23 protein-coding genes are annotated in these 22,158 nt (G+C 48.9%); 15 read left to right on the top strand and 8 right to left on the bottom strand.

Going from position 1 to position 22,158, the window contains the following annotated elements; genetic code table 11:
- Window positions 1-27: 27 nt before the first annotated feature.
- The 3 genes from JWG88_RS14025 to JWG88_RS14035 form a co-directional block, all read right to left on the bottom strand.
- Window positions 28-1,308 (bottom strand): glucose-1-phosphate adenylyltransferase family protein, encoded by a 1,281-nt coding sequence (locus JWG88_RS14025; protein ID WP_205234417.1) that lies wholly within the window; start codon window positions 1,306-1,308, stop codon window positions 28-30.
- The gene (locus tag JWG88_RS14030) at window positions 1,305-2,558 is read right to left on the bottom strand and encodes a glucose-1-phosphate adenylyltransferase family protein (protein WP_205234418.1); all 1,254 of its coding nucleotides are present in this window, start codon (window positions 2,556-2,558) and stop codon (window positions 1,305-1,307) included. Before JWG88_RS14030 ends, JWG88_RS14025 begins: the two co-directional genes overlap by 4 nt.
- A gap of 331 nt (window positions 2,559-2,889) precedes the next feature.
- Window positions 2,890-3,909 carry a DHH family phosphoesterase gene (locus tag JWG88_RS14035; RefSeq protein ID WP_205234419.1) on the bottom strand — a complete coding sequence of 340 codons (1,020 nt, stop codon included), beginning with the start codon at window positions 3,907-3,909 and terminating at the stop codon, window positions 2,890-2,892.
- 551 nt (window positions 3,910-4,460) lie between these two features.
- Here JWG88_RS14035 and crcB point away from each other — a divergent pair.
- Both crcB and JWG88_RS14045 read left to right on the top strand, forming a co-directional pair.
- Window positions 4,461-4,838, top strand: a complete 378-nt coding sequence (gene crcB / locus JWG88_RS14040) for a fluoride efflux transporter CrcB (RefSeq protein ID WP_205234420.1) — start codon at window positions 4,461-4,463, stop codon at window positions 4,836-4,838.
- Between the two features lie 3 nt (window positions 4,839-4,841).
- Complete coding sequence (locus tag JWG88_RS14045; protein WP_337833128.1) at window positions 4,842-5,933, top strand: LptF/LptG family permease; 1,092 nt, start codon at window positions 4,842-4,844, stop codon at window positions 5,931-5,933.
- 53 nt (window positions 5,934-5,986) lie between these two features.
- Here JWG88_RS14045 and JWG88_RS14050 read toward each other — a convergent pair whose 3' ends face one another.
- On the bottom strand, window positions 5,987-7,642 hold the full coding sequence (locus JWG88_RS14050; protein WP_205234421.1) for a phospholipase D-like domain-containing protein: 1,656 nt from the start codon (window positions 7,640-7,642) through the stop codon (window positions 5,987-5,989).
- A gap of 513 nt (window positions 7,643-8,155) precedes the next feature.
- Here JWG88_RS14050 and JWG88_RS14055 point away from each other — a divergent pair.
- Genes JWG88_RS14055 through JWG88_RS14070 form a run of 4 tightly spaced genes read left to right on the top strand, consistent with a single transcriptional unit; the run spans window position 8,156 to window position 12,314 of the window.
- Window positions 8,156-9,412: an ABC transporter substrate-binding protein gene (locus tag JWG88_RS14055; RefSeq protein ID WP_205234422.1), complete on the top strand. Its 1,257-nt coding sequence runs from the start codon at window positions 8,156-8,158 to the stop codon at window positions 9,410-9,412.
- Window positions 9,409-10,290 (top strand): carbohydrate ABC transporter permease, encoded by an 882-nt coding sequence (locus tag JWG88_RS14060; RefSeq protein WP_337833129.1) that lies wholly within the window; start codon window positions 9,409-9,411, stop codon window positions 10,288-10,290. Before JWG88_RS14055 ends, JWG88_RS14060 begins: the two co-directional genes overlap by 4 nt.
- Complete coding sequence (locus JWG88_RS14065) at window positions 10,287-11,123, top strand: carbohydrate ABC transporter permease (protein WP_240194455.1); 837 nt, start codon at window positions 10,287-10,289, stop codon at window positions 11,121-11,123. Before JWG88_RS14060 ends, JWG88_RS14065 begins: the two co-directional genes overlap by 4 nt.
- A gap of 42 nt (window positions 11,124-11,165) precedes the next feature.
- Window positions 11,166-12,314 (top strand): ABC transporter ATP-binding protein, encoded by a 1,149-nt coding sequence (locus tag JWG88_RS14070; RefSeq protein ID WP_205234423.1) that lies wholly within the window; start codon window positions 11,166-11,168, stop codon window positions 12,312-12,314.
- Here the strand turns inward: JWG88_RS14070 and JWG88_RS14075 are convergent.
- The 3 genes from JWG88_RS14075 to JWG88_RS14085 form a co-directional block, all read right to left on the bottom strand.
- Window positions 12,311-13,459, bottom strand: a complete 1,149-nt coding sequence (locus tag JWG88_RS14075) for a baeRF7 domain-containing protein (protein ID WP_205234424.1) — start codon at window positions 13,457-13,459, stop codon at window positions 12,311-12,313. The genes JWG88_RS14070 and JWG88_RS14075 overlap by 4 nt on opposite strands.
- Before the next feature lie 73 nt (window positions 13,460-13,532).
- On the bottom strand, window positions 13,533-14,330 hold the full coding sequence (locus JWG88_RS14080) for a TraR/DksA C4-type zinc finger protein (protein WP_205234425.1): 798 nt from the start codon (window positions 14,328-14,330) through the stop codon (window positions 13,533-13,535).
- 285 nt (window positions 14,331-14,615) lie between these two features.
- A complete protein-coding gene (locus JWG88_RS14085) occupies window positions 14,616-14,822 on the bottom strand; it encodes a dodecin family protein (protein ID WP_205234426.1) in 207 nt (68 codons plus the stop codon).
- A 251-nt stretch (window positions 14,823-15,073) separates the two neighbouring features.
- Here JWG88_RS14085 and JWG88_RS14090 point away from each other — a divergent pair, with 251 nt between their 5' ends.
- From JWG88_RS14090 to JWG88_RS14130, 9 genes are all read left to right on the top strand, one after another.
- Window positions 15,074-15,667 carry a uracil-DNA glycosylase gene (locus tag JWG88_RS14090; protein ID WP_205234427.1) on the top strand — a complete coding sequence of 198 codons (594 nt, stop codon included), beginning with the start codon at window positions 15,074-15,076 and terminating at the stop codon, window positions 15,665-15,667.
- 50 nt (window positions 15,668-15,717) lie between these two features.
- Window positions 15,718-16,452, top strand: a complete 735-nt coding sequence (locus tag JWG88_RS14095; protein ID WP_205234428.1) for a DUF72 domain-containing protein — start codon at window positions 15,718-15,720, stop codon at window positions 16,450-16,452.
- 275 nt (window positions 16,453-16,727) lie between these two features.
- The gene (locus JWG88_RS14100) at window positions 16,728-17,519 is read left to right on the top strand and encodes an Fpg/Nei family DNA glycosylase (RefSeq protein ID WP_205234429.1); all 792 of its coding nucleotides are present in this window, start codon (window positions 16,728-16,730) and stop codon (window positions 17,517-17,519) included.
- A gap of 16 nt (window positions 17,520-17,535) precedes the next feature.
- Entirely contained in the window at window positions 17,536-18,234 is a 699-nt protein-coding gene (locus JWG88_RS14105; RefSeq protein WP_205234430.1) for a phosphoribosyltransferase, read from the top strand.
- 90 nt (window positions 18,235-18,324) lie between these two features.
- On the top strand, window positions 18,325-19,188 hold the full coding sequence (locus JWG88_RS14110) for an SDR family oxidoreductase (RefSeq protein WP_205234431.1): 864 nt from the start codon (window positions 18,325-18,327) through the stop codon (window positions 19,186-19,188).
- A 22-nt stretch (window positions 19,189-19,210) separates the two neighbouring features.
- Complete coding sequence (locus tag JWG88_RS14115; RefSeq protein ID WP_205234432.1) at window positions 19,211-19,456, top strand: DUF7218 family protein; 246 nt, start codon at window positions 19,211-19,213, stop codon at window positions 19,454-19,456.
- A 176-nt stretch (window positions 19,457-19,632) separates the two neighbouring features.
- Window positions 19,633-19,914, top strand: coding sequence for a hypothetical protein (locus JWG88_RS14120; protein ID WP_205234433.1), 282 nt, complete (start codon window positions 19,633-19,635; stop codon window positions 19,912-19,914).
- A 345-nt stretch (window positions 19,915-20,259) separates the two neighbouring features.
- The gene (locus tag JWG88_RS14125; protein ID WP_205234434.1) at window positions 20,260-20,562 is read left to right on the top strand and encodes a hypothetical protein; all 303 of its coding nucleotides are present in this window, start codon (window positions 20,260-20,262) and stop codon (window positions 20,560-20,562) included.
- A gap of 334 nt (window positions 20,563-20,896) precedes the next feature.
- Window positions 20,897-21,193, top strand: a complete 297-nt coding sequence (locus JWG88_RS14130) for a hypothetical protein (RefSeq protein ID WP_205234435.1) — start codon at window positions 20,897-20,899, stop codon at window positions 21,191-21,193.
- Between the two features lie 159 nt (window positions 21,194-21,352).
- On the opposite strand, the gene bamJ is transcribed toward JWG88_RS14130, so the two are convergent.
- Window positions 21,353-22,060, bottom strand: coding sequence for a BamJ family beta-barrel-assembly machinery protein (gene bamJ / locus JWG88_RS14135; RefSeq protein ID WP_337833130.1), 708 nt, complete (start codon window positions 22,058-22,060; stop codon window positions 21,353-21,355).
- Between the last annotated feature and the right edge of the window lie 98 nt (window positions 22,061-22,158).

Raw genomic sequence — 22,158 nt, forward strand, 5'->3', positions numbered from 1 at the left:
AAGCACTTTTACGGATCATATTATTTGCTACTCTTGATTAAGCAGAATAGATTCACCATCGGCTACAGTTGAAGTAGTAAAAAATGATTCGTCGACTCTCGAATCGATCACACAATTCCTGCCGACCTGCGCCCCTTCCGGCAAATGTGCTCCTTTACCGATAATGGTGATACCTGTATACAGATGAGAAGGCTCAACCTTGTTGACAATATCGAATCCTTCTCCATAACCGATAACGGAATTGGCCTCCACGATCACGCGCTTGTCCAGAATGGAGAGATCGACCACCGCATTATTTTTGATGACGCAATCAGTGAAGACAATAGAATCTTTGACAACAGCCCCTTCTTCCACTATCACCCCAGGAGACAGCACCGAGTTTATCACTGTTCCTCGAATGTTGGAGCCTGCTGAAATCAATGATCTTGAAACCTTGGATGTAGTGGCAAATCGGGCGGGAGCCCGGTCCGCGGGTCGGCCTTCCGCCTCGACATTGGTGCGTATCTGCCACTTCTGCGGTGAGATCCCGCTATCGAGATTGATTACGTCCATATTCGCCTGCCAGTACGCCTGCACGGTCCCAACATCTCGCCAATAGCCGTAAAAGGGATAGGCAAAAACATTGTCATTTGCTATGGCGTGCGGGAGAATATGCTTGCCGAAATCAACATCATTTTTGTCACGCATCAGTGAAGACATTAAATAATCGTAGTCGAACACATAGATTCCCATAGAGGCGAGGTTTGACTTGGGTTTCTTGGGTTTCTCCTCCCAACCAACTACCCTGTTGCGCTCGTCGATGATACCTGCACCAAATTGGTACATTTCGCTCTTGGGGACGACCATCATGCCAACGGTGATATCGGAATTTTTTGAACGATGATATTCAAGTATGGCATCGAAATCCATCTGATAAATATGGTCACCGGATAGGATAAGCACTTCTTTAGCCGGATTGTCGGCAAGAAAATCGATATTTCTGCGCACCGCATCCGCGGTACCTTTATACCAGTCCGACTCCTTTTCTCCGGTTCTCGGCGGAAGAATACTGATGCCCCTGCTTCGTCCGGTGAAATCCCAAGCCTCGCCGCTGCCGAGATGACTCATCAGGGATAGCGGCTTGTACTGGGTCAACACACCGACCTTCCTCAGTCCCGAGTTCATGACATTACTCAGGCTGAAATCGATAATCCGGTAGATCCCGGCAAAAGGAACAGCGGGTTTGGCCCGTCTCTTCACCAGAATATTGAGACGGCTGCCGACTCCACCGGCCAACAGGAGAACCAGGGCATTTTTAAAACGGCTCATCGCAGCACCTCCCCATATTTTACGATGGAAGGCCAGTGCGATTGCTGGATCGCTGGATATATGGTGGCACCTTCCTCGATTCTGGTCTGCAGCGGTACCTGGTTATTCCAGCCGATCACGGTAACTTTTTGTGCGCTGCTCCCCGGTTCCGCCCCTATTACCACATTCCGGCCATAGTTATTGTTGACATCGGCCACGACTTTGTTGAGACGGCAATTTTCATTGATGACATTATTGAAGAAAATCACTGAATTTTCAATGACTGCTCCTTTCTTCACGACAACACCGGGAAAGATGACCGAATTTCTTACTTCACCGTCTATAATGCAGCCATTGTATATGAGGCTGTTGTCGACCCTGGCATCCGTCCCTGTGAGAACAGGCTGGAAATCTCGAATACCCCTGTGATCCAGATTGGTTCTAAAGCCCCACTTTTCCAGATCGATGACAGGGTTTTCTCCGAGAAGATCCATATTGGATTGCCAATACTCTTCGACGGTACGGGTATATCCCCAGTATCCACAAAATTTGTACCCGTAAACCCGATAATTATGCTCCAGCAGTTGGGGGATAATATCACGCCCGAACTCAAACGATTCTTCCTGCTGGTTTTGCTTCAAGGCATCATACAGCACCTGAGGCCGAAAGCACATAACCGTCAGGGATGCCCAGTTTGACTGCGGCTGTTGAGGTTTTTCCCAGTATTTCTGCACCTTCCCCCCGCGGCCATCTTCATCTTCAATCACCGAACCCACGCCGAACCGATGCGCTTCCGCCAACGGCACCTCTATGAAAGCTATGGTCAGGTCGGCGTCTTTTTGCCGATGGTAATTGATCATATCCTGGTAATCCATCTTATAGATGTGATCACCGGAAAGAATCAGGATCTCTTCTGGATTGTGATACTGGACATAATCAAGATTTTTGAAAACGGCATCGGCCGACCCCCTGTACCAATCCGTCGCTTCAGTTCCCAGAAACGGCGGCAGGATGGAAATGTGACGATACCGGCCGATCATATCCCAGGCAGCGCCAGTGCCGATATGATTAATCAGCGAATAGCTGCGGTACTGACTGAGAAGGGCAACCTGCTCAATTCCGGAATTCATCAGATTGCTCAAAGCGAAATCGATTACCCGGCCAAATCCACCGAAAGGAACCGCGGACTTAGGGCGATAATAGGTCAGGGCAGTGAGTTCATCCACCCTTCCCCCGGCAAGTACCATGGCAAGTGTCTCTGGTCTAAGCATAGTTTTTTTCCGTTGGGGGCGAACCTTCCCCCCCTGGTATATGTTGGGAGTGATGATTGATGTAGCGGCCAGCCTCTTCTAACACTATAACAGAACGATATATTTGCCAAGATGCGGATGACAACAGAGAAGTTTTTTTTGTGCTGGCGTCACCACAAGCGCGGACTTCGAGAAAGCCCGATCTCCCGTGCAACAGCCCTTGTATATAGGAACTTTCCATCTAACCAGTTGGGAGCTTCGCGGCACCTCAACTGAGATTATCTGGTGTGATATCCTCGCAAAAGCCGAAGATCCCTGTCGTTACTTTGGGATCACACCGGCAAAAGTATGATCACATATGTCGCATTGTCAATCTTTTAAGAGTCAGGGTATTGAAATCCTTATCATCGATATCCAGGTTTTTCAAAGGAACTTCCGCCCGCGCCGAATCTTTGTGCCCACCGGCTGAACCGATAGAGCCGAAAATCCGTGTCGCCAGTTTTCCGGCACTCTTGCGATAGCCGTCACAGCGGAAGATAACCACCAGCTTATCTCCATGAATACCAGAGACGAACACCCAGTCTATTTCACCGACGTGATTAAGAAAATCGGCAATTATGACCAGAACATCAGGGCTCCGTACCCTACCGACATGGGTGTAATACCTTCTCTTGGAATACTTAAGCGCTGCCAGTGCTTCACTGAAATATTTCAGTTCGGATCTTCTCAGTTCCGTCAATTCAAATTTGCGAACCAGGTTTCTATTGGCAATATTAAAGAGATAACGAAAGGATATGCCATCGGCCAGGCCGCCTTTCTTTTCGAAATCCTGAGTGTCTACCTTGATGGCATAAAAAAGCGCGGTTGCCAGAATGACTGAGGGTTTCATCGAAGCGGCCCGCAAATACTCCACCATCATGGTTGAGCAAGCTCCATACTCAGGACGGATATCTATATAGTCCGCCTCCCAATTACCGGCAATGGGATGATGGTCTATTATGACATTAAAGGGCAATTTTTCAAACGGCGGCAAATGACTCGGCTGTGAATCGATCAGAACCAACTTTGAGTACTTCGAAACTTTTACATTCTTTAATCGTTCCAACGGAATTTTTAATCTTTCAACCATTGCCACATTGTTGAGCCTCCGTATTTCATTAGGATGGGCTATGGCAACGGTTTTTGTTCTATAGCGCAGCAGTCTCTTTACCGCAAGAGCACAAGCCAGAGCATCAGGATCGGCATTGATGACGACAAGAACTTCGTCCTCTTTTTCAAAGACTTTCCAGAATTGATTCAAACGCTCTTTGGTCGATCTTCGCGCCGATTGCTCAAGAATAGAAGGATTGCATCCTTTACTTTTCCGTGCCATTTGTTGTTAACATTTGCATTCTGGACTTTCTCCCCCGAAAAGGGGTGTATCCGGCCGTTTTGTTGAGTTTGCCGTAAACACCCTTGCAGCCGACACCACTCCCAAATGACCCCTGGACAGGCATGTCGAATGCCTTTCAAAAATGCAAAATGCCTCCTCTAAAATTCAGCCCCTTTTCATGTTTCGGAAATCAAACAGGGCAGGAAAATGCTAAAAAAAGCCTGTTATCTTCTGGCTTTCCGTAATTTTCAGCACACACGAAAATTCACTATAGCATACTAGTCTTCTAAAATGCAAGAGTCTCATGGGGTGGTGGTCTATCCGGTACATCTCAATTTTAAAGGAAAAAAGCTGCTGTCGAAGAGACAAAGTCAATCCAGTTTCACCCTCCAATCCTTTTCCCCATACGGTGCTTCTGCTTGACGATGGATGCCGATAATGGTACCTAAGATGAACGTTGAACAAAAACAAAAAAATATCATTTAATCTGTGAATCGGTCTCTATAGCTAAGGGAATAGCCAACTCAGCTGGATTAGGAAATACAATAAAAATGGTAAAGATACTTGCCGTGGGCCTCGGGGGTGCAGCCGGCTCATTAGGCAGATACTTCATAGCCGTACTCGCCGAGAGGGTGAGTTCGCTGAATTTTCCCATAGGAACCTTTATGGTGAACATTATCGGCTCACTTCTCATTGGATTCTTCTGGAGCTATTTTGACAAAATCCACATAAACAATGAATTCAGACTTTTTCTCTTTACCGGATTTCTGGGGGGCTTCACTACATTTTCAGCCTTCACCCGGGAAACAGTGCAATACATCAAAGCCGGTGAGCCATATCACGCTCTCTCCTATCTGCTTTTCTCCAATGCCACGGGAATTGTTGCGGTAATGTTGGGCTTTTTCATCTCCTATAGACTCTTGCGTTAACAAGTGAAAATCGTGATCCTGCTCAACCGCTACCTTTTGGCCCAGTTTGCCGTTAATTTTGCGACTGCTTCAACCGCTTTTGTTGCTATTTATCTTCTCATCGATTTTTTTGAAAAGATTGATAAATTCACCGCACATGGTGGAACAATGGCTCTTGCCCTCAAATTTTTTCTCTTAAACATTCCATTTATCCTTGATCAGCTCGGACCGGTGCTCATATTGCTCTCCGGAGTTATTACATTTGGCATCCTTAACCATAACAATGAATTACGTGCCTTAAAAGCAGGCGGCATTCCTCTTAAAATCATTGTCAGGCCCATTATTATGGGTGCGGTACTGGTAACCTTAATATTCCTTGCCATGGCGCAGTTCCTATTGCCCAAAAGCATCGCCACCACGAATACGATCTGGTACGAGCAGCTTCAGGGCAAGGTTCCGCTGGGAATCCACAGGAGTGGCCGTTATTATTACAAAGGCCAGGAAGGATTTTATTCATTTGAGTGGCCCGATACTGACAAACTCTCTTTCCGGAATTTCTCGTACTCCCGCTGGAATGAGAACTATAATCTTAAACTGATGCTCAGCGCGGCACAGGCTGACTGGAAAGATGGTACCTGGCATTTTCATAGTGGCCAAACCCAGGAATTGATCGGCGAGAGTGATTATAAATACACCTTATTCGAAAATACACAGGATGTTTTGCCGGAATCTCCCGATCATTTCTTCATTCCGGAATACAGATCTGCCGAACTCTCGTTGACCGGGCTGTTCCGCGAAGCCCTCAAAAAACAGGCCCCCGAAGAAGAAATGGTCTCCTGGACCAATTTTTACAGCCGCCTCTCCTATATTTTGCTGGGAATTCCTCTTTTGCTCCTGGGTCTGCCGATTCTCACCCTCTCCTATCAGAAATGGGGTCGGGACCTGGCTATTGCCATACCTGCCAGCTGCATGCTGGCCTTTGTTGCCTGGGGTTTCTGGGGAGCATTGCAGTCGTTTGCCAAAGTCGGCTATATTTCTCCCGCCCTTGCCGCCTCCGTGATCCACATTCTTTTCGCACTCCTGGGTCTGCTGCTGCTGCAACAACAGGACAAATAGCTTGCGCTCCCGCTACTATCAAACCGAACTCCAAACGAAAAAGGCCTATATAGTCATAGAGTAGGGGTAAAAGGTCTGCTTATCGGCTGCAGCAGATTTGTCAGAATGCGCTTCTGATCAATGAATGAGACCTGGGGGTACGAGCCGACAGGACGGTAATACTTATGGAATTCCGGATCATAAGGAGATACCATTTTCCCTCCTTTCCATTCAAAGCAGGCGGTATTGGTCAATGGCCACAGATTGATGCCGATTATTTCTGAAATGGTAGTATGAACGGTCGAACCGATGGCATCGATCTGCTCCAGCCCGATCGGCTGCTCAAGCTCAGCTACCACCCAGGCCCCCTCGGGAGACCACAGCGGCTGCAGATATTCGCTGAGATCGGTAGCCAGAGATTCATCATCAATGACCACCATGACCTCGGCGTTCCATACTCCCGAGCGAGGGTCCCAGTTGAATGAACCTATTGCCGTAAACCGGCTATCGATTATGCTGGTTTTGGAATGCAGACTGCTCGTAGTATCCCGGTTGCCCGATCGTTCAACCAGAGTATCTGGCTTTTTCAGGTGAAGAAGAAGGCGAAGGTCTCCCAGCATGATGCGCAACTGAGGCTGAAAGGCCACATAAGTCTGCCAGGCGTCGGTCGAAGCCAGGCTGTTGGTGAGGACCCTGATGGGCAGATCCGGTTTTTCGGAGCGCAGATTTCTAAAGAGCGCGTGAGAACGATCACTCAGCACCAGATACGGCGTCTCGATAATCACTGAGTGGTCTGCAGAGCCTACAAGCGCTGCCAGACGATCAGCCAGCAGCTGAGGATTGTAATCAGGCTGATCACCGATAAGTCCTGGACGATCATACCAGATGGATATTCTGTTGACCGAGCGCCACCGGCCGGTTGCCTCATCGACCTCTGCCATTGCTTCCTGCGGCGCCTGTTGCAGCCACTCCGTATCCGGTACACTTGCGGCGACATCATCCAGTTTCATTGCAGTCTTCGAACGAGAGTCCTTCCAGAATAATTCAAAAGCATCAACGGCATCAGCTACAGCCGGCCCTTTTATGAGGATATCTCGATCAATGAAATTCAATTTATTGTTCACTCCGAAATATTCATTGCCGACGTTGCGTCCGCCGATAAGGGTCCGCCGGCCATCGACGGTGAAAATTTTCAAGTGCAGGCGCTGGTTGACGCTGGAAAAATCCAGCATCAGGTTCTCCAGAATTCCCACATCAATGCTGGCAACTTGCTGATTAATGGGGTTATATAACCGAACTTCAAGTCTCTTGCTGGCCTGGGCTATGGCCGCTACCCTGCTGGGATTGCGCATAAAAAAGATACCGTCTCCCAACAGCCGCACGCGAACTCCCCTCTCAGCTGCAGCTATCAGATCCTGCACCAACGTCAGTCCTGCCTCATCATCGCGCCAGAGAAAGGTGCAGAGATCGATTGATTGCTTGGCCTCTCGGATCATCTGCCGCCGCAGCATAAAGGCTTCCACAGGATCATCGACCAGGAGGATCTGATGAGCACTATTGTGCCATTCGTAGGAGGCAACACGTTTTTTGGCAAGTTCGCCAATACTTACCTCTTTATTGGGTTTAAGAAAAAACTCGACGGCAGCACCGGCAAGCAGAGCCGCCAAAACAAGTCCAATTCCGAAAAGGCGCCGGAGTTTCCCCTTGAACGGCATACCGAAGATTTTCAAGCTACACCTCCTCTTCAACATTTCTGGACATTATGGTTTGACACCTGGCAGCAACTCCCGCTAGCTTTGCTTATCTGTTTTTTTTTAGACATCATCTCAGATCAAATACTAATTCTTAAATCAGAAGGTTTCTTCATTTTTGTTGCTTCCATCCGTGTTGTTGATTTTACCTTATTTTTCCTTTGCACCAATTATAAAAAGATACGTCCCGCCTTTACATCATAATATTTTTGCTGCACAATTAAAGGAGGGCGAGGTGGAGATGTAATTTCCCCGCCACTCGAGGCAATCTATGTATAGTCAGAAATCTGCCGCAAAACTTTCGCACTTTCGCAGCGTATATCACGATTTTTCATCCAGTCAACTATAACCCGTAACACGTTTTCCCTGCTGCCTATCCAAGTTTTGCTATCCTTTTTCTTTCAGAGTTGATCATAACAATCAATGCTTTCATGCCTGAAGATGATCAGATCTCATACTTTCCTTAAAAATATTCGGGTTTTTTCCCGATGCATGAGTGGTTTGCTTCCATACTGTCGGTTCCTTGGAATCATTGTTGTTGTGCTGTTCTCTATCGGCGGCTGCAGTGAGGAACCATCTTTCACAGGGCCGGTGTTGAAATGGTATACTTTCGATGAACCTTCAGGGGCTTTTGTCCAGGCGGCAAATACCTGTTCCCGCGAATCCGGAGGGCAGTATTCCATTGACATGGTCCCTCTGCCGGCCGACGCCGATCAGCAGCGTGAACAGCTGGTAAGAAGGCTGGCCGCCCGGGATCCTGACATTGACATTATCGGCATGGATGTGATCTGGACGGCTGAATTTGCCGCGGCCGGCTGGATTCTGCCCTGGCCGGAAGATCTGGCGGATACGGTTATTCAGGGGAGGCTGAGCAGTGCCGTAGAAAGCGCCACTTATGAAGGGCGCCTCCATACTGCACCGTTTACTACCAATACTCAGCTGCTCTGGTATCGGACCGATCGAGTAGAAACACCGCCTGAGACCTGGGAAGAAATGATAGAACTGGCCGAATCTCTAGGCGAAATCGGTGCCATACAGGCCCAAGGAGAAAGATATGAAGGTCTGACAGTTTTTTTCAACTCCTTGCTGGCCTCGGCCGGAGGCTCAATTCTGGATGACAGGGAAGATCAGGTAGAGCTAGACGAAGACCCCACCCGTCAGGCTCTGCAAGTGATGCAGCGCCTCGCTCTCTCTCCGTCGGCACCTTCTTCCCTTGCCACCAGCCGCGAGGATCAATCCCGTCTCGCTTTTGAAGCGGGAGAATCCACCTTCATGGTCAACTATACCTTCGTTTGGCCCAGCGCCTGGCAGAATGCTCCCGATATAGCAGAGCATGTAGGCTGGGCCCGCTGGCCCGCCGTCTCCAAGGAACATCCGAGCAGGGTTACCATCGGTGGTCTTAATCTCGGCATAGCCGCATCAAGCCCCCATCCAGAAATGGCCTTTACTGCGGCCTCCTGCCTGGCATCGGAGGAAAATCAGCGGCTGGCGGCCCAAATAGGCGGTCTTCCCCCCACCATCGTCGCCCTCTATCAGGACAGTGAGGTCCGCGAGACCTTTCCCTTTGCCGATACCCTTCTGGAATCCCTGAAAAGTGGCGTACTGCGCCCACAGACTCCGCTCTACAATGACATTTCCCTGGCCATCAGCCATACTCTTCATCCTATGCGTTCCATTAATCCCGAGCAGGATGTCAGCCGCCTGCGCGAGAAGATCAGGCGTGCTCTGCATTCGGAGGGACTGCTGTGAAACCAGCCGGGCTCACCGACCAGAAACTCGGCTGGCTTCTTTGTACTCCGGCCCTGCTCACCATGACAGTGGTAACAGCCTACCCAATTATCTATGCCTGCTGGCTTAGCCTGTTCCGCTATGACCTCCGTTTTCCCGAGCGTCGTGCCTTCACAGGCTTCGATAATTACCTTTCTGTTCTCAGTTCATCAGTCTGGTGGGAAGCCTTACTCAATACCATGATGATTACCGTCAGCTCAGTCAGTATCGAGCTGGTTCTCGGTATGATCTTCGCTCTGGTGATGCATAGGGCAACCATCGGCCGCAGACTGGTCAGGGCTTCCATTCTGGTTCCCTACGGCATCATTACCGTAGTGGCGGCGCTGATCTGGAAATTTGCCTTCATTCCCACAACCGGTTTCGTCAATAACCTTTCGGGCCTGGAGCTGTCCTGGCTCGGTGGACGATGGAGCGCCTTCTTCGTCATCGTCCTCACGGAAATCTGGAAGACGACTCCTTTCATGTCGCTGTTGCTCCTCGCCGGGCTGACCCTGGTACCGGAAGACCTGCTACGGGCCGCACGCGTCGATGGCGCCACTGCCTGGCAGCGCTTCACTTTGATAATTCTGCCGATCATGAAGCCCACTATCGCAGTGGCCCTGCTCTTCCGCACCCTGGATGCCTTCCGTATCTTTGATACGGTATTCGTGCAAACAAGAGGAGCGCACAACACCGAATCGGTATCCATCATCGGCTACCATGCCATGATTTCGAGGCTCAATATGGGACTTGGCTCCACGGTTTCGATACTGATATTCATCTGTGTACTCCTGGTTGCCGCCGTGTATTTACGTGGGTTCGGCATCGCCCGGTCACTGACCGGCGGGGAGGAGCCATGAGCCGAGGCCAAAACCGTCTCGAGCGTCTGTACTGGATCGCCGGCAGTATGCTGGCGGTTGTCTACGCCCTGATCCCGATTGTCTGGATTGTATCGCTTTCCCTGAAATATCCAGCAGATCTCAACGACAACCGCTTCTGGCCACGGCGCATTACCTTTGAACATTATCAGGCCATCTTTACTGATGCGCAGTTTCCTGCAGCACTGTGGAACTCGCTTGGCATCGCCTTTCTCTCCACCTTGCTGTCAATTGTAATCGCCATGTTTGCCGCTTATGCCATAGTAAGGCTGAAGTTCAGCGGGCGCGGGCTGTTTCTCGCTTTCACCCTGTCCGTTGCGATGTTTCCTCCGGTGTCTATCGTCGGGCCTCTGTTCAACATGTGGCGCCTGGTCGGTCTTTACGATACCTGGCCGGGCCTTATCCTGCCCTATATCACCCTGACCCTCCCTCTGGCAATCTGGACGCTTGCCGCCTTCTTCCGTGAAATTCCCTGGGATCTGGACAGGGCGGCCCAGGTGGACGGCGCCACGGCTTTTCAGGCCTTCCGTATGGTGATTGTGCCGCTGGCCGCACCGGGTATTTTCAGTGCCGCCATTCTTGTTTTTATCTTTGCCTGGAACGATTTTCTTTTTGCTATCTCGCTCACTTCCACTAACCAGGCAAGAACCGTTCCTGCGGCCATAGCATTCTTTACAGGAAGTTCACGTTTTGAGCAGCCCACCGGTTCAATTGCCGCCGCTGCGGTGGTAGTGACCATTCCACTGATTATTATGGTGCTGATTTTCCAGCGGCGGATTGTCGCGGGGCTGACCGCCGGGGCTGTCAAGGGATGAGCAGCAGATCAGGCCCTTTCATATTTTCGTATATGGTAAAAAATGTCTGAAATTCAGCTCGACAACATCAGCAAGATATTTCCCGACGGCACGGAGGCCGTCAAAGATGTTTCCCTGACCGTCGGCAACGGTGAATTCTTCATACTGCTAGGCCCGTCGGGCTGCGGCAAGTCAACCCTGCTCAACATGATCGTCGGGCTCGACAGCGTTAGCTCCGGAGAGGTACGGGTTGACGGGAAATCAATTAACCATCTCGCCCCGCGTCAAAGAAATATGGCCATGGTTTTCCAGAGTTATGCCATTTATCCTCACATGAGTGTGCGCGATAATCTCGCTTTTCCCCTAAAACTTGCGGGGATGCAACAGCAGGAAATAGGGCGCAGGGTAAGAAAAGCAGCCGAGGCTCTGGAGCTTGGCGAGTTACTTGATCGCATGCCGCGCAGTCTTTCCGGTGGGCAGCGGCAACGGGTGGCCATGGGCCGGGCAATCGTTCGCGAACCTGCAGCCTTTCTGCTTGATGAACCTTTATCCAATCTCGATGCCAAGCTAAGAGGCCAGATGCGCGGCGAAATTGCCCGTCTTCAGGAACAGCTTGGAACCACCATGATCTATGTTACTCATGACCAGACCGAGGCCATTACTCTGGGGCACCGGCTGGCAATTTTGCGTAGAGGTTATCTGCAGCAGGTAGGGACTCCGCGCGAGCTCTACAATGATCCGGCCAACATTTTTGTTGCCGGGTTCATTGGATCACCCGCCATGAATTTCATTCCGGGTCGTCTGAGCCGGGGTAAACTGCACCTGCCGGTATTGGACAGAGACATGGATCTAACGTCAGTTCAGGGAGCGGAATCGGACAGAAATATAATCGCAGGTCTGCGGCCAGAACATCTTCAAATAGTTGATGACAAAGAAAAAGAACCGCAGATGTCAGCCACCGTTTCCATGATCGAATGGCTCGGCGCCGACGCCTTTGTTCATTTTACACTGGAGAACAGAGAAGGCACGTCGGTATCCCTTCCCGAGGAGCTGGACAGGCGTATCAGTCCGGAAAAAGAAATACAGGGCATCGTCAGGGTGGACCCTTCACGCCGCCTATCGAGAGGAGATTCCCTGCGTCTTAAAGCGGATATTGACAAGCTGCACATCTTCGATCAGAACAGCGGCAACTGTCTGAGCCGCTCCAACTAGTACCGTAGAAGAGCACAAACTGCCGAGTCCTGCGGCATGTCCTTTCGCTCCTTGAAATATATCCTTCCTCTCTTCAGCATCGTCCAGAATACAGCCTCATCGAGCAGGTCAACCGAGCCGCTGTTCATCTCATTTGTCTGAACCATTTTCCTCTCATCATGGTCAAACGTCCCCCAGACCTGTTCATTTTGGACCACAAACAGTGTATCGACACGTCCCTCACTGGCGGCGATAAGGACATTTTGCAGGTCGTCGCTAACCCTACCGGTACCCAGATTATTGCCCAACTCAGTTAGGGCATTGTCTTCTCCCCTAGCATAGTAATTTGCCACAATCTTCCAGGTTTTCTGGTGAAGTTCCTCTATAGAAAGATCATCGGGATTCTTGCCGACAACTTCCTTGAGAACAGCATTGCTCTTGGTGGTATGCCTGTAGATGGCAGCCAGTTCATCAATTCCGGCAAGGATGATGGGGCAGTTTTTCTGATCGAGCAGAGGAAAAAGTCCACGATCAACGGCCTGGAAATACCGCTCCAGGTTTACCTTTTCTTCGTCGATGCCAACTCCCTGTCCATGATACATCGGCCGACTTCCTTCTCCATAAGAGCCGCTTTGAGTATGGTAGGTCAGTTGACTTTCGGGATCGTCATAACGCAGAACCTCCCCCATGTTCCGTGGAGTATCCGGCGGCAGTTCTATTTCTCTGATTTCAAATCTATCCCCCTGATAAAGGTGAATACCGTTCTTGTTTAAAGTGACTACAAGATAGGGTTGATTTTCCAGAAAAGGAACAAGAGGCTTGACATGGAAACGATGTCCCACCTGTATCAGCTCCTGAAAAGATATGGGCAGATGATAACGCAATGCCACATCTCCTGCACGGAAGACCGCCAATCCTTCCCTGCCGATATGCTTCCAGTATCCCTGATTCTGTACGAGCTTATATTCCGGATCGAGGAAACTGCGTGCTTCAGCGCTCCGCATTCCTCCATCTATCAGCCGGGTCTCGATCTGAGTGATAAAATTTTTATAACGAATGGAATCCTGTTGGTCTCCGATCCGACTGACAGGCATATAAAGGGATACCGCAGGCCATTTTTGCTCCTGCAGAAGAGATTTAAATTCACTGATGTCTATCATATCCATACTTTTTTCCGTTCTGTTGCGGGGCCGGCAATTGTCTGTTTTGTCAGCTCATGCTCAGCACCTGATTTAGGCGTCACTTGCGGCCGCCTTTTTCCGGGATAATTTCATCGGCCGGGCTGATTGTCTTGCCTTCCTTTACCGCCTCAATGGTTTCGGTCCCAACACCTTCGGCACTATCCGGTTCTTCCTCTTCTTCATTGTTGATCCCCGGAGTGCGATCCTTTCTCGCCCAGGCCGTTCGATCTATCCTGATTATTTCCTCTACATCTCTGAATCCAAGAACGTCGTAGATGATCTCCTGAAGGTGGCTATGCTGCCGCTTGTCCGGCAAAGCGCCTTCGACCCGAAGAAAGCCCTTGCTGCAGGTGACCGACAGATCATCAAGGGGAACCTGTCCATCCCGGAGAATGGCATCTATCACTGCAGCCTCCAGCTGCTCATCATTTAGTCCCTGTAGGTCCTCCGGCAACTCCACCTGTTCTTCAGCTCCCAAAATTGCCTCTTCTTCATTCAAATCCTCCTCCCCAACCTCACCTTCCTCACCCTTTGCGCACCGTATACACGACGCCGTCCAGGGAAGTGCTTCCAATCTTTTCGCAGAAATGGTACGGCCACAGGATTCACATATTTCATATTCTCCCAGGCGAAGGCGATCGAGTGCATGATTGATGGCCGCGATTTCATTTTCTACCTGATCATCCAACCGATCCAATCCATCGGCCATCTGGGCATTGGTTGCGTTCTCTTCGAATTCGACCTCCTTGAGACCTAGATTGATCCTGGCTTCTTCTAGTTTTTGCCGTTTTTCAATAAGCTCTTGATGCAAATCCTTGAGCCGTTTTTCAATATTCTGCTGTTGTTCTCTTTCCATAAAAAGCACCTCTTACGGCATAATGTAAAATCCCGCTTTTCAGAGGATCGAAAACCTTCAGTTTAATATTCCATCCCCGGTGTCTTGCTTTGCAGGACAATAATCTCGTCTCGTCGGATTAAAATTGTACATCCTCCTGGCTCGCACCTTCGGTTCCTCCTCATCTGGCATCAGTCCGGAACTCTACCTTGTTAAGCGTTCGCCTCCGGAAATGAGTTTCTCACATAGTATTTGCTTCAGGTGTGAAACTCAGAGAAGTGAATCCAACCGGTAAGGTAGTATCTGTTATTTTTCCAAGGCGAAGGTGACCTTGAGATGCAGACGGTAGACCTTGGGACCTGAGTCGGAAATTATCACCTCCTGGTCCTTTATCCAGACACTGCGCACATTCCTCAAAGTTTCGCAGGCCTGCTGGATTCCCACCGACAATGCATCTTCAAAGTTTTTTTCAGAATCGGCGCTTATCTCGATCATTTTTGCTACTGAGGCCATGAGTCGTCTCCTTTTGCGCTGAAAATTATCGATGAGCAAGCATCCTTGCTGTTTTCTATGGAGTCTGGATCAATGATTCCGAACCAACTCCGTCCTACAAAAATTAAATACAATAACCATGCCACATCATCCGGCCATTGACTTACTCTGCCGGCAATGGCATACGTATTGCAATTGTTGTCATAATCGGAATCGACTTATAGCCTTGATCCGCCACAACGGAAAAAAGATAGCTGAGATAGAAATTTACCATGGATAGAGTTGAAGAGAGCCTCTTTCGTCTGGCCGCAAAGGCGCAAAAGTGCCGACGATGCCCGCTGCACCGGAGCCGCACTCATGTGGTATTTGGAGAAGGTCCCGCCAAGGCTGCTGGTCTGCTGGTTGGTGAAGCGCCGGGTAAGGCGGAGGATGAGAGTGGACATCCATTTACAGGCCGGACCGGCCGCTATTTCGACACTGCACTGGCCTCATGCGGGTTGAGCAGAGATATGCTGTATATCACTTCAGCCGTAAAGTGCCGGCCGCCCAAAAATCGTGATCCAAGCAGAGAAGAACTTGAAACCTGCCGGGTCGCCTGGCTCGACGACCAAATTGCCTTGCTCGATCCACCTATCGTACTGGTGCTCGGCAAAATAGCCTATCTCCAGATTTTCCGGGATAGCGCTGATCTAAGGGATGTCCGCGGCAAATTCCTGGACTACGATAACCGCAAATGGCTGGTTACTTATCACCCGACAGCGGCAATGCGCTTTCCCAGAGTGAGAGAGTTGTTTATTCATGATCTCGAAAAGTTCTCCCTTGCCCTTAAAACTTCCCCATATTCCTGTTTTTTTGCAAAAAAGTAATCTTTCTCAAGGTTCTTATGCAACTCAGGTTGGCTGAAGAAGGTAAAAAAATGACCAAGCTAACAGCTCAAGTTTGGATCGGCACATCGGGATACCAGTACAGTCATTGGAAGGGGATTTTCTACCCGGAAGATCTCCCTAAAAAAAACTGGTTCAGGCATTACCACAAACACTTCAAAACTGTTGAAATAAATAATACTTTTTACAACCTTCCCAAAGCAGAGACTTTCGAAAACTGGCGAGACAGGGCGCCGGAGGACTTCTGCTATGCGCTCAAGTTCAGTCGTTACTGCACCCATATGAAAAAGCTCAAGGATCCGGAAAAGGCTCTGGATAAATTTATGGCCATGGCCTCCATTCTCCAGAAAAAACTGGGTCCGATTTTAATACAACTTCCGCCACACTGGAAAGCGAACCCGGAACGTCTGCAGGAATTTTTAAGAAGAGTGCCTTTCGGCCCGCGCTTCACTGTGGAATTCCGCGATCCTACCTGGTTGGATGATAGCATATTTAAAATACTCGAAAATCACCGAGCCGCTCTCTGTATACATGACATGATTTATGATCATCCTGAAAGAACCACTGCTGATTGGGTCTATTATCGATTTCACGGAAGAAATTACGGAGGAAATTATTCCCATCAGAAGCTCAGCGCGGTAGCCGATCGTCTGGCTATTCACATAAAGGCAGAGCGGGATGTTTTCGCTTATTTCAATAACGATCTAGAAGGTCATGCCATCCATAACGCCCTGGACCTGCAGAGGTATGTTATGGACAGGATATGATTACGAGGCAACGGAAAGAGAAGGATTTTTTAGGGCAATAACATCAGTATCCCTTTCTTTTCGCCGTCCTTCCCAACCACAATCTCATCACTCTCATCAATTGAGGTAATACTGCCGCAACCGTCAAGGCAGTTCATGAAAAGCAAATGCAGTGGCGTCGAACCGATCAGGATAGAACTTGTCAAGGCGCCATGGTGTACCTACATTAAAACGACAGGAACAGGCCGTTCGCCTGGCTTGGTCTTAACTATCTCATTAGACCATGAGGTATCACCATGCCGGAATTACCTGATGTTGAAGCATTTCGGAAATATATTCAATCCACAGCTCTCCACAAAACGATCCGCGATGTCAAGGTATTCGACACTGCGGTTCTCAAAAATACCGGGCCCTCGGTTTTAGCTGGAGGGCTCAAAGGACGCAGCTTCGAACAAGCAGAACGACATGGCAAATACTGTCTGCTGGCATTGGATAACTCCAAATACCTGGTCCTGCACTTCGGCATGACCGGCTTTGTTAAATATTACAAAACTGGAACTCAAGCTCCGAATCATGTGCGTGTTGCCATTGAGTTCGAGAATGACTACGTCCTGGCTTATGATTCCCAACGTAAACTCGGGGAGATTCAGTTGATCGATGATGCGACCCGGTTTATTGAGAGTCGGAAACTAGGACCTGACGTCATGAATCCGGATTTTTCAGACAAGAATTTTCTGAAAGCCCTGAGTGGACGTAGAGGAACACTCAAATCGACACTCATGAATCAGAAGATTATTTCAGGTATCGGCAATGTCTATTCCGATGAGATTATGTTTCAGGAAAGGCTGCACCCAAATACAAAAGTTGCCGACCTGGATGACGAACAACTCGGCCTGGTCTTCAAAACAATGCAAAGAATTTTTGCTCAGGTTATCGAAACGGGCATTGAACCACAGAACATGCCGGATTCATTGTTGACTCACCACCGCGGAAGGGACATGAAATGCCCTTCCTGCCAGGGTGCTATCGAGAAGATCAAAGTTGCAGGCCGCAGCGCCTATTTTTGTCCCTCTTGCCAGGCTCACTAAACCGGGAGGTAAGCAAATGCCGGGTACTTTGACTGATGCTCCCCGATTGAGAAACAAACATCACGTGTTTACAGGAAGGAAGGATGCTGGCCGCTATCTCGCCGCAATGTTGAGCAAGTATGCTCATCGATCCGAAACCATGATTCTTGCCATCCCCTCTGGAGGTGTACCGGTGGGATTGGAAATGTCCGGTAAGCTCGATCTGCCTATGGATCTGGTAATTACCCGAAAAATTCAGATTCCCGGCAATACCGAGGCGGGATTCGGCGCCATGACTATGAATGGTAAGGCCTTTATAAACCGGGAACTCCTTGACAGCCTGCATTTAAGTGAGGCCCAAGTCAATATGCAGATGGAAAAGGTACGAGGGGAGCTGCAACGCAGAAACGTCCGCTTCCGAAACAACAGACCTCCTCCGGACCTTAAAGAAAAGGTGGTTATCCTGACTGATGACGGCATTGCCTCCGGATTCACTATGCTGGCAGCCATAGACATGGCTGTAGACCATGGTGCTAAAAGAATCGTAGTGGCTGTTCCCACGGCACCTATCTCCTCCATCTTTCGCATTGGAGGCAGAGTTGAAGAAATTTTCTGCGCAAATGTTCAGGACTACGGTGCGTTTGCGGTAGCCGATGCCTATAAGCGCTGGCGTGATCTGGAACCGGAAGAGGTGGTTGAAATGCTGCAGCTGTGTGGCTTACCGACGACTGAATAGCTCTGAAGGAAACCGCTCGCCCTCTTCCCGCAAGGGTTAGGCGCAGTAAATTAAAATTGAGAGAAATTTCTAATCAGGGAGAATGATATCATGAGCATCGACAAAGACAGACAGCAGCCCTCTCAGCATCAGGACAAACAACCGGGCGAGCGCTCTAAAATGACTCCCCTGCCCAAAACGGAAGATGACGATTATCGTCCCAGCGGCAAACTGCTGGATAAGGTGGCTATCATCACCGGTGGAGACAGCGGTATCGGCCGGGCTGTCAGCATACTTTTCGCCAAGGAAGGCGCCGACGTTGCCATTGTCTATTATGATGAGCACGAGGATGCTCGTGACACTCAGGAGCGTGTCGAGAAGACCGGGCGCCGGTGCATTTCCATCTCCGGAGATCTCGGCGATCCATCTTTTTCTCAGGTAGTTGTTGAAAAAACCCTCGATACTTTCGGCACCCTTGATATTTTGGTCAACAATGCCGGGGAACAGCATGCCTATCAGAGCATAGCCGATGTCACGCCGGAAGATCTCCAGCGTACCTTTCAGACCAATATCTTTTCCATGTTCTATATGATCCAGTCTGCACTTCCCGCACTTGGAGAAGGGAGCATCATCATAAATACAACCTCGGTCACCGCCTATCAGGGTCATCCTACCCTGATACCATATGCCTGTACCAAAGGTGCGATTACCACGCTGACCCGCTCTCTTGCCATCAGTCTTGCCGAAAAAAACATCCGGGTCAACGGGGTAGCCCCAGGCCCAGTCTGGACCCCATTGATCCCGGCAAGTTTTGATGAAAGCAAAGTGGAAAGATTTGGTAAAAATACCCTGCTGGGTCGCCCCGGCGAGCCGGTGGAGATAGCTCCATGTTATCTTTTTCTAGCAACTGAGGGCGCATCCTATATGACCGGACAGGTCCTTCACCCTAACGGGGGCCGTATCATCAATGGCTGAACCTTTTGACCGGAGACTACCTATGCCTACCAGTAAAATAAAGGACGAGAAACAATACCAGGCCCTGCGTGATCAGGGAACGAGCAAGGAAAAAGCCGCCAGAATTGCCAACAGTCCCAAAAAACAGACAGGTAAAAAAGGCGGAAGTGCAGGAAAATATGAACAATGGAGCAAATCGGAGTTATATGAAAAAGCCAAAGAAGTCGGCATAGAGGGTCGTTCAAAAATGAGCAAAAGTGATCTTATTGATGCTCTTCGGCATCACTGATCCTTACGCTAGAGTTGCGGGCACTGCTGTGGGTCGGTATCGATTCAATCGACCTGCCGAATTATCAGAAAATAATTACTCCGATTATACCTAAAACAGAAAGTCCCAGCCCGAACACACCAAGGAGAATTGCTAGAATACTGATCAGTCCGCCTCCGATTTTCGGAGAGGCGGAAATGATCACTCCGATTATTCCCAATACAATAGTTAGACAAGCCGTGAGGAGCCCCCATATGGGACTTCCGGAAAAAATGAGAATAAAGCTGATTACAGCAGAGATGATAGCGATTGTTGCAGCAGTTCCTGCCTTTTGGTTTTCCATACAGAAGACCTTTGCATTTTCAGGTTCAAGAGAAAAACTTCCTGCGGTCGATGCCTCTTTTGCTCTTAACAGATTGACCGAAGCTGCTATGAAATTCCAGGAAATATCAGGATATATTAGTTTTATGATAAGGTGAAGTATGTGTACTGTCAATGAGGTTATGAATGCGACTGGCTCTCCTCCGAATCTGCTCCTGATAGCACCACTCTACAATTCGTCCAGAAATAGTTTGTAGCCAAGACCATGTGTCGGAGAAAGTCATAATCTTTCCGTGTAAAGCCATTCACCTCATGGCATATTTCTTGCTTTTCAATGATAAAGAGAGCCGAGCCGCAGGGAAATAAGATACCGATCGAAGATTCGATGATCTGTATCAGCTTTCTTTTCGCCTTTACGGCGTGGCGGCAGATGGCTATGCAGGACCACGCATGGCCCAAGCCGTCAATAAATCAGGTATTCAAGTCTAAAAAAGGAGAATATCATGGAATTGAAAGATTATTGCCGCAATGTCGAAATGGAACTGACAAACTGGAAATCAAAACTATATGATATCATCAGGAAAATGGATACTGCACCGACCGGTGAAAAAGAGAAGATGTATGAAGAAATAAACGGCCTCCACATTCTACTGACCGAACTGGAAGATCGCATCGACGGTCTGCGCACTTCATGCCCTACGGAATGGCAGCCCGAGCATGAAGAAATAAAAGGGAAATTTGAGGAAATAAAAAGCCGCTACCAAGAAGCAGCAAAGGCCAAATTCGATTATGACTTCGGCGGCTGATATCTTTAGTCGCCATTCGTGATTGATATTTTAAGCCGGCTCTATTCCTTCGAAGGAAAACAGCATACAACCTTTGCTCTGCTAGAAGTAAGTCATAGCATTACGGCCATGACGGCAGGCGATATTTCTTTCCGTCATGGCTGAACTACCTCAAGCAGTCGAAGCTTTGTATAGGGAACATCCTGCTGATCTGATTTCCTGCAAAAGTGGAATCGTCCGAGATAATCGGATTATCTCAAATTTCTACCCGGCGTTTTTAAAGCGACTAGCCGTCGGTAAGATTCTTTTAATCGTACAACGATTAGACAAAGGAACTTTAAGTAGGAGAAAAACCATGCATTCATCTCCCTATCATGACCTTATCGAGGATAAGATAAGGGAATGGCGAACCGAAATTGAAAAACTTGACGAACGGATGCTTAAGGGAAAATTCGCGACAAAAGAACAGTCGGGTACCATGATTGATCGACTCAATGCAGCAGTCAACACCGCAGTCCTTGAACTCCGCGAGCTTGAGAAAAAAGAGCAATCAGGAAATACAGCGACCATGAAGGACAGAATGTTGGAGATATTCGATTCCGTAGACAAGAACATCAGGTCCCATGAGAGCAAAACACCTTTTATGCTCTGAGTAGCAACGCCACACCTTCTAGACGACAGGCTCCTCCGGCGCTGAAGAATGCCGATGCCTCTTTGAGCCTGCGGCAGGCCGTAAAACAACAAGCCGTTCCGACAGGAACGGCTTGTTTACTTCAGATAATACAGAAATAAAGCAATGAAGGGTTTTCAGTTACTCAACAATCTCGAGCAACTCCACCTCAAATATCAGTACGGAATTCGGTTCGATAACAGGAGGTGCGCCTCTCTCTCCATAGGCAAGCTCAGGCGGAATGACCAGTCTGTATTTTGAGCCTACATTCATCAACTGTAATGCTTCACTCCAACCGGCAATAACCTGATCCGCCCCGAAAACGGCGGGCTCGCCACGCTTGACTGAACTGTCAAATTCCGTTCCGTCTATCAATGTTCCGACATAGTCGACTTTAACCTGATCGGTAGCCTTGGGCTTGGGGCCATCGCCTTCCTCCAGCACTTTGTACTGAAGTCCGCTCTCTGTTGTGACTACTCCCTCTTTTTCTTTATGTTCTTCAAGGAATTCAGTGCCTTCTTTAATGTTTTCTTCTTTTATTGCAGCAAGTTGTTCCTCTTGCTTGGCCTGCATTTCCTCTCCGAACTGTTTCTGGACAGCAGCTATTTCATCAGCACCTAATCGAGGCTCGTTTCCCTGAAAGGCATCCTCGAGTCCCTGGAGAAGAGCTTCAAAACTAATTTCTTCTCCAATTCCTTTAAAATAATTACCGACATCAAGCCCCATGCTGTAGCCGAGTTTTTCCTGGAAACTTTCCAGAGCAATAGCTTCTTTTTTTGCCTCCTCAGCCCACACTGTTGACGGTAAAACAAAAATACAGGCCAATATCACCCCTGCTAATTTCTTCACATTATTCTCCTTTTTAGTCATAATTCCAATCTGATCAAGTCTATCGTGTCTTTTATGATAAACATCCAAACCATTCATACAAGACGGCCTCTTCTTAA

Source organism: Desulfopila inferna, from assembly GCF_016919005.1.
GTDB lineage: Bacteria > Desulfobacterota > Desulfobulbia > Desulfobulbales > Desulfocapsaceae > Desulfopila_A > Desulfopila_A inferna.

Excerpts from the sequence above, each read along its gene's own strand:
- JWG88_RS14030 (WP_205234418.1), bottom strand. The coding sequence starts at position 2,558 with ATGCTTAGACCAGAGACACTTGCCATGGTACTTGCCGGGGGAAGGGTG.
- JWG88_RS14130 (WP_205234435.1), top strand. The coding sequence starts at position 20,897 with ATGCATTCATCTCCCTATCATGACCTTATCGAGGATAAGATAAGGGAA.
- JWG88_RS14090 (WP_205234427.1), top strand. The coding sequence starts at position 15,074 with ATGGATAGAGTTGAAGAGAGCCTCTTTCGTCTGGCCGCAAAGGCGCAA.
- JWG88_RS14125 (WP_205234434.1), top strand. The coding sequence starts at position 20,260 with ATGGAATTGAAAGATTATTGCCGCAATGTCGAAATGGAACTGACAAAC.
- JWG88_RS14085 (WP_205234426.1), bottom strand. The coding sequence starts at position 14,822 with ATGGCCTCAGTAGCAAAAATGATCGAGATAAGCGCCGATTCTGAAAAA.
- JWG88_RS14055 (WP_205234422.1), top strand. The coding sequence starts at position 8,156 with ATGAGTGGTTTGCTTCCATACTGTCGGTTCCTTGGAATCATTGTTGTT.
- crcB (WP_205234420.1), top strand. The coding sequence starts at position 4,461 with ATGGTAAAGATACTTGCCGTGGGCCTCGGGGGTGCAGCCGGCTCATTA.
- JWG88_RS14115 (WP_205234432.1), top strand. The coding sequence starts at position 19,211 with ATGCCTACCAGTAAAATAAAGGACGAGAAACAATACCAGGCCCTGCGT.
- JWG88_RS14065 (WP_240194455.1), top strand. The coding sequence starts at position 10,287 with ATGAGCCGAGGCCAAAACCGTCTCGAGCGTCTGTACTGGATCGCCGGC.
- JWG88_RS14025 (WP_205234417.1), bottom strand. The coding sequence starts at position 1,308 with ATGAGCCGTTTTAAAAATGCCCTGGTTCTCCTGTTGGCCGGTGGAGTC.
- JWG88_RS14100 (WP_205234429.1), top strand. The coding sequence starts at position 16,728 with ATGCCGGAATTACCTGATGTTGAAGCATTTCGGAAATATATTCAATCC.
- JWG88_RS14070 (WP_205234423.1), top strand. The coding sequence starts at position 11,166 with ATGTCTGAAATTCAGCTCGACAACATCAGCAAGATATTTCCCGACGGC.
- JWG88_RS14035 (WP_205234419.1), bottom strand. The coding sequence starts at position 3,909 with ATGGCACGGAAAAGTAAAGGATGCAATCCTTCTATTCTTGAGCAATCG.
- JWG88_RS14080 (WP_205234425.1), bottom strand. The coding sequence starts at position 14,330 with ATGGAAAGAGAACAACAGCAGAATATTGAAAAACGGCTCAAGGATTTG.
- JWG88_RS14075 (WP_205234424.1), bottom strand. The coding sequence starts at position 13,459 with ATGGATATGATAGACATCAGTGAATTTAAATCTCTTCTGCAGGAGCAA.
- JWG88_RS14110 (WP_205234431.1), top strand. The coding sequence starts at position 18,325 with ATGAGCATCGACAAAGACAGACAGCAGCCCTCTCAGCATCAGGACAAA.
- JWG88_RS14095 (WP_205234428.1), top strand. The coding sequence starts at position 15,718 with ATGACCAAGCTAACAGCTCAAGTTTGGATCGGCACATCGGGATACCAG.
- JWG88_RS14120 (WP_205234433.1), top strand. The coding sequence starts at position 19,633 with ATGATCACTCCGATTATTCCCAATACAATAGTTAGACAAGCCGTGAGG.
- JWG88_RS14105 (WP_205234430.1), top strand. The coding sequence starts at position 17,536 with ATGCCGGGTACTTTGACTGATGCTCCCCGATTGAGAAACAAACATCAC.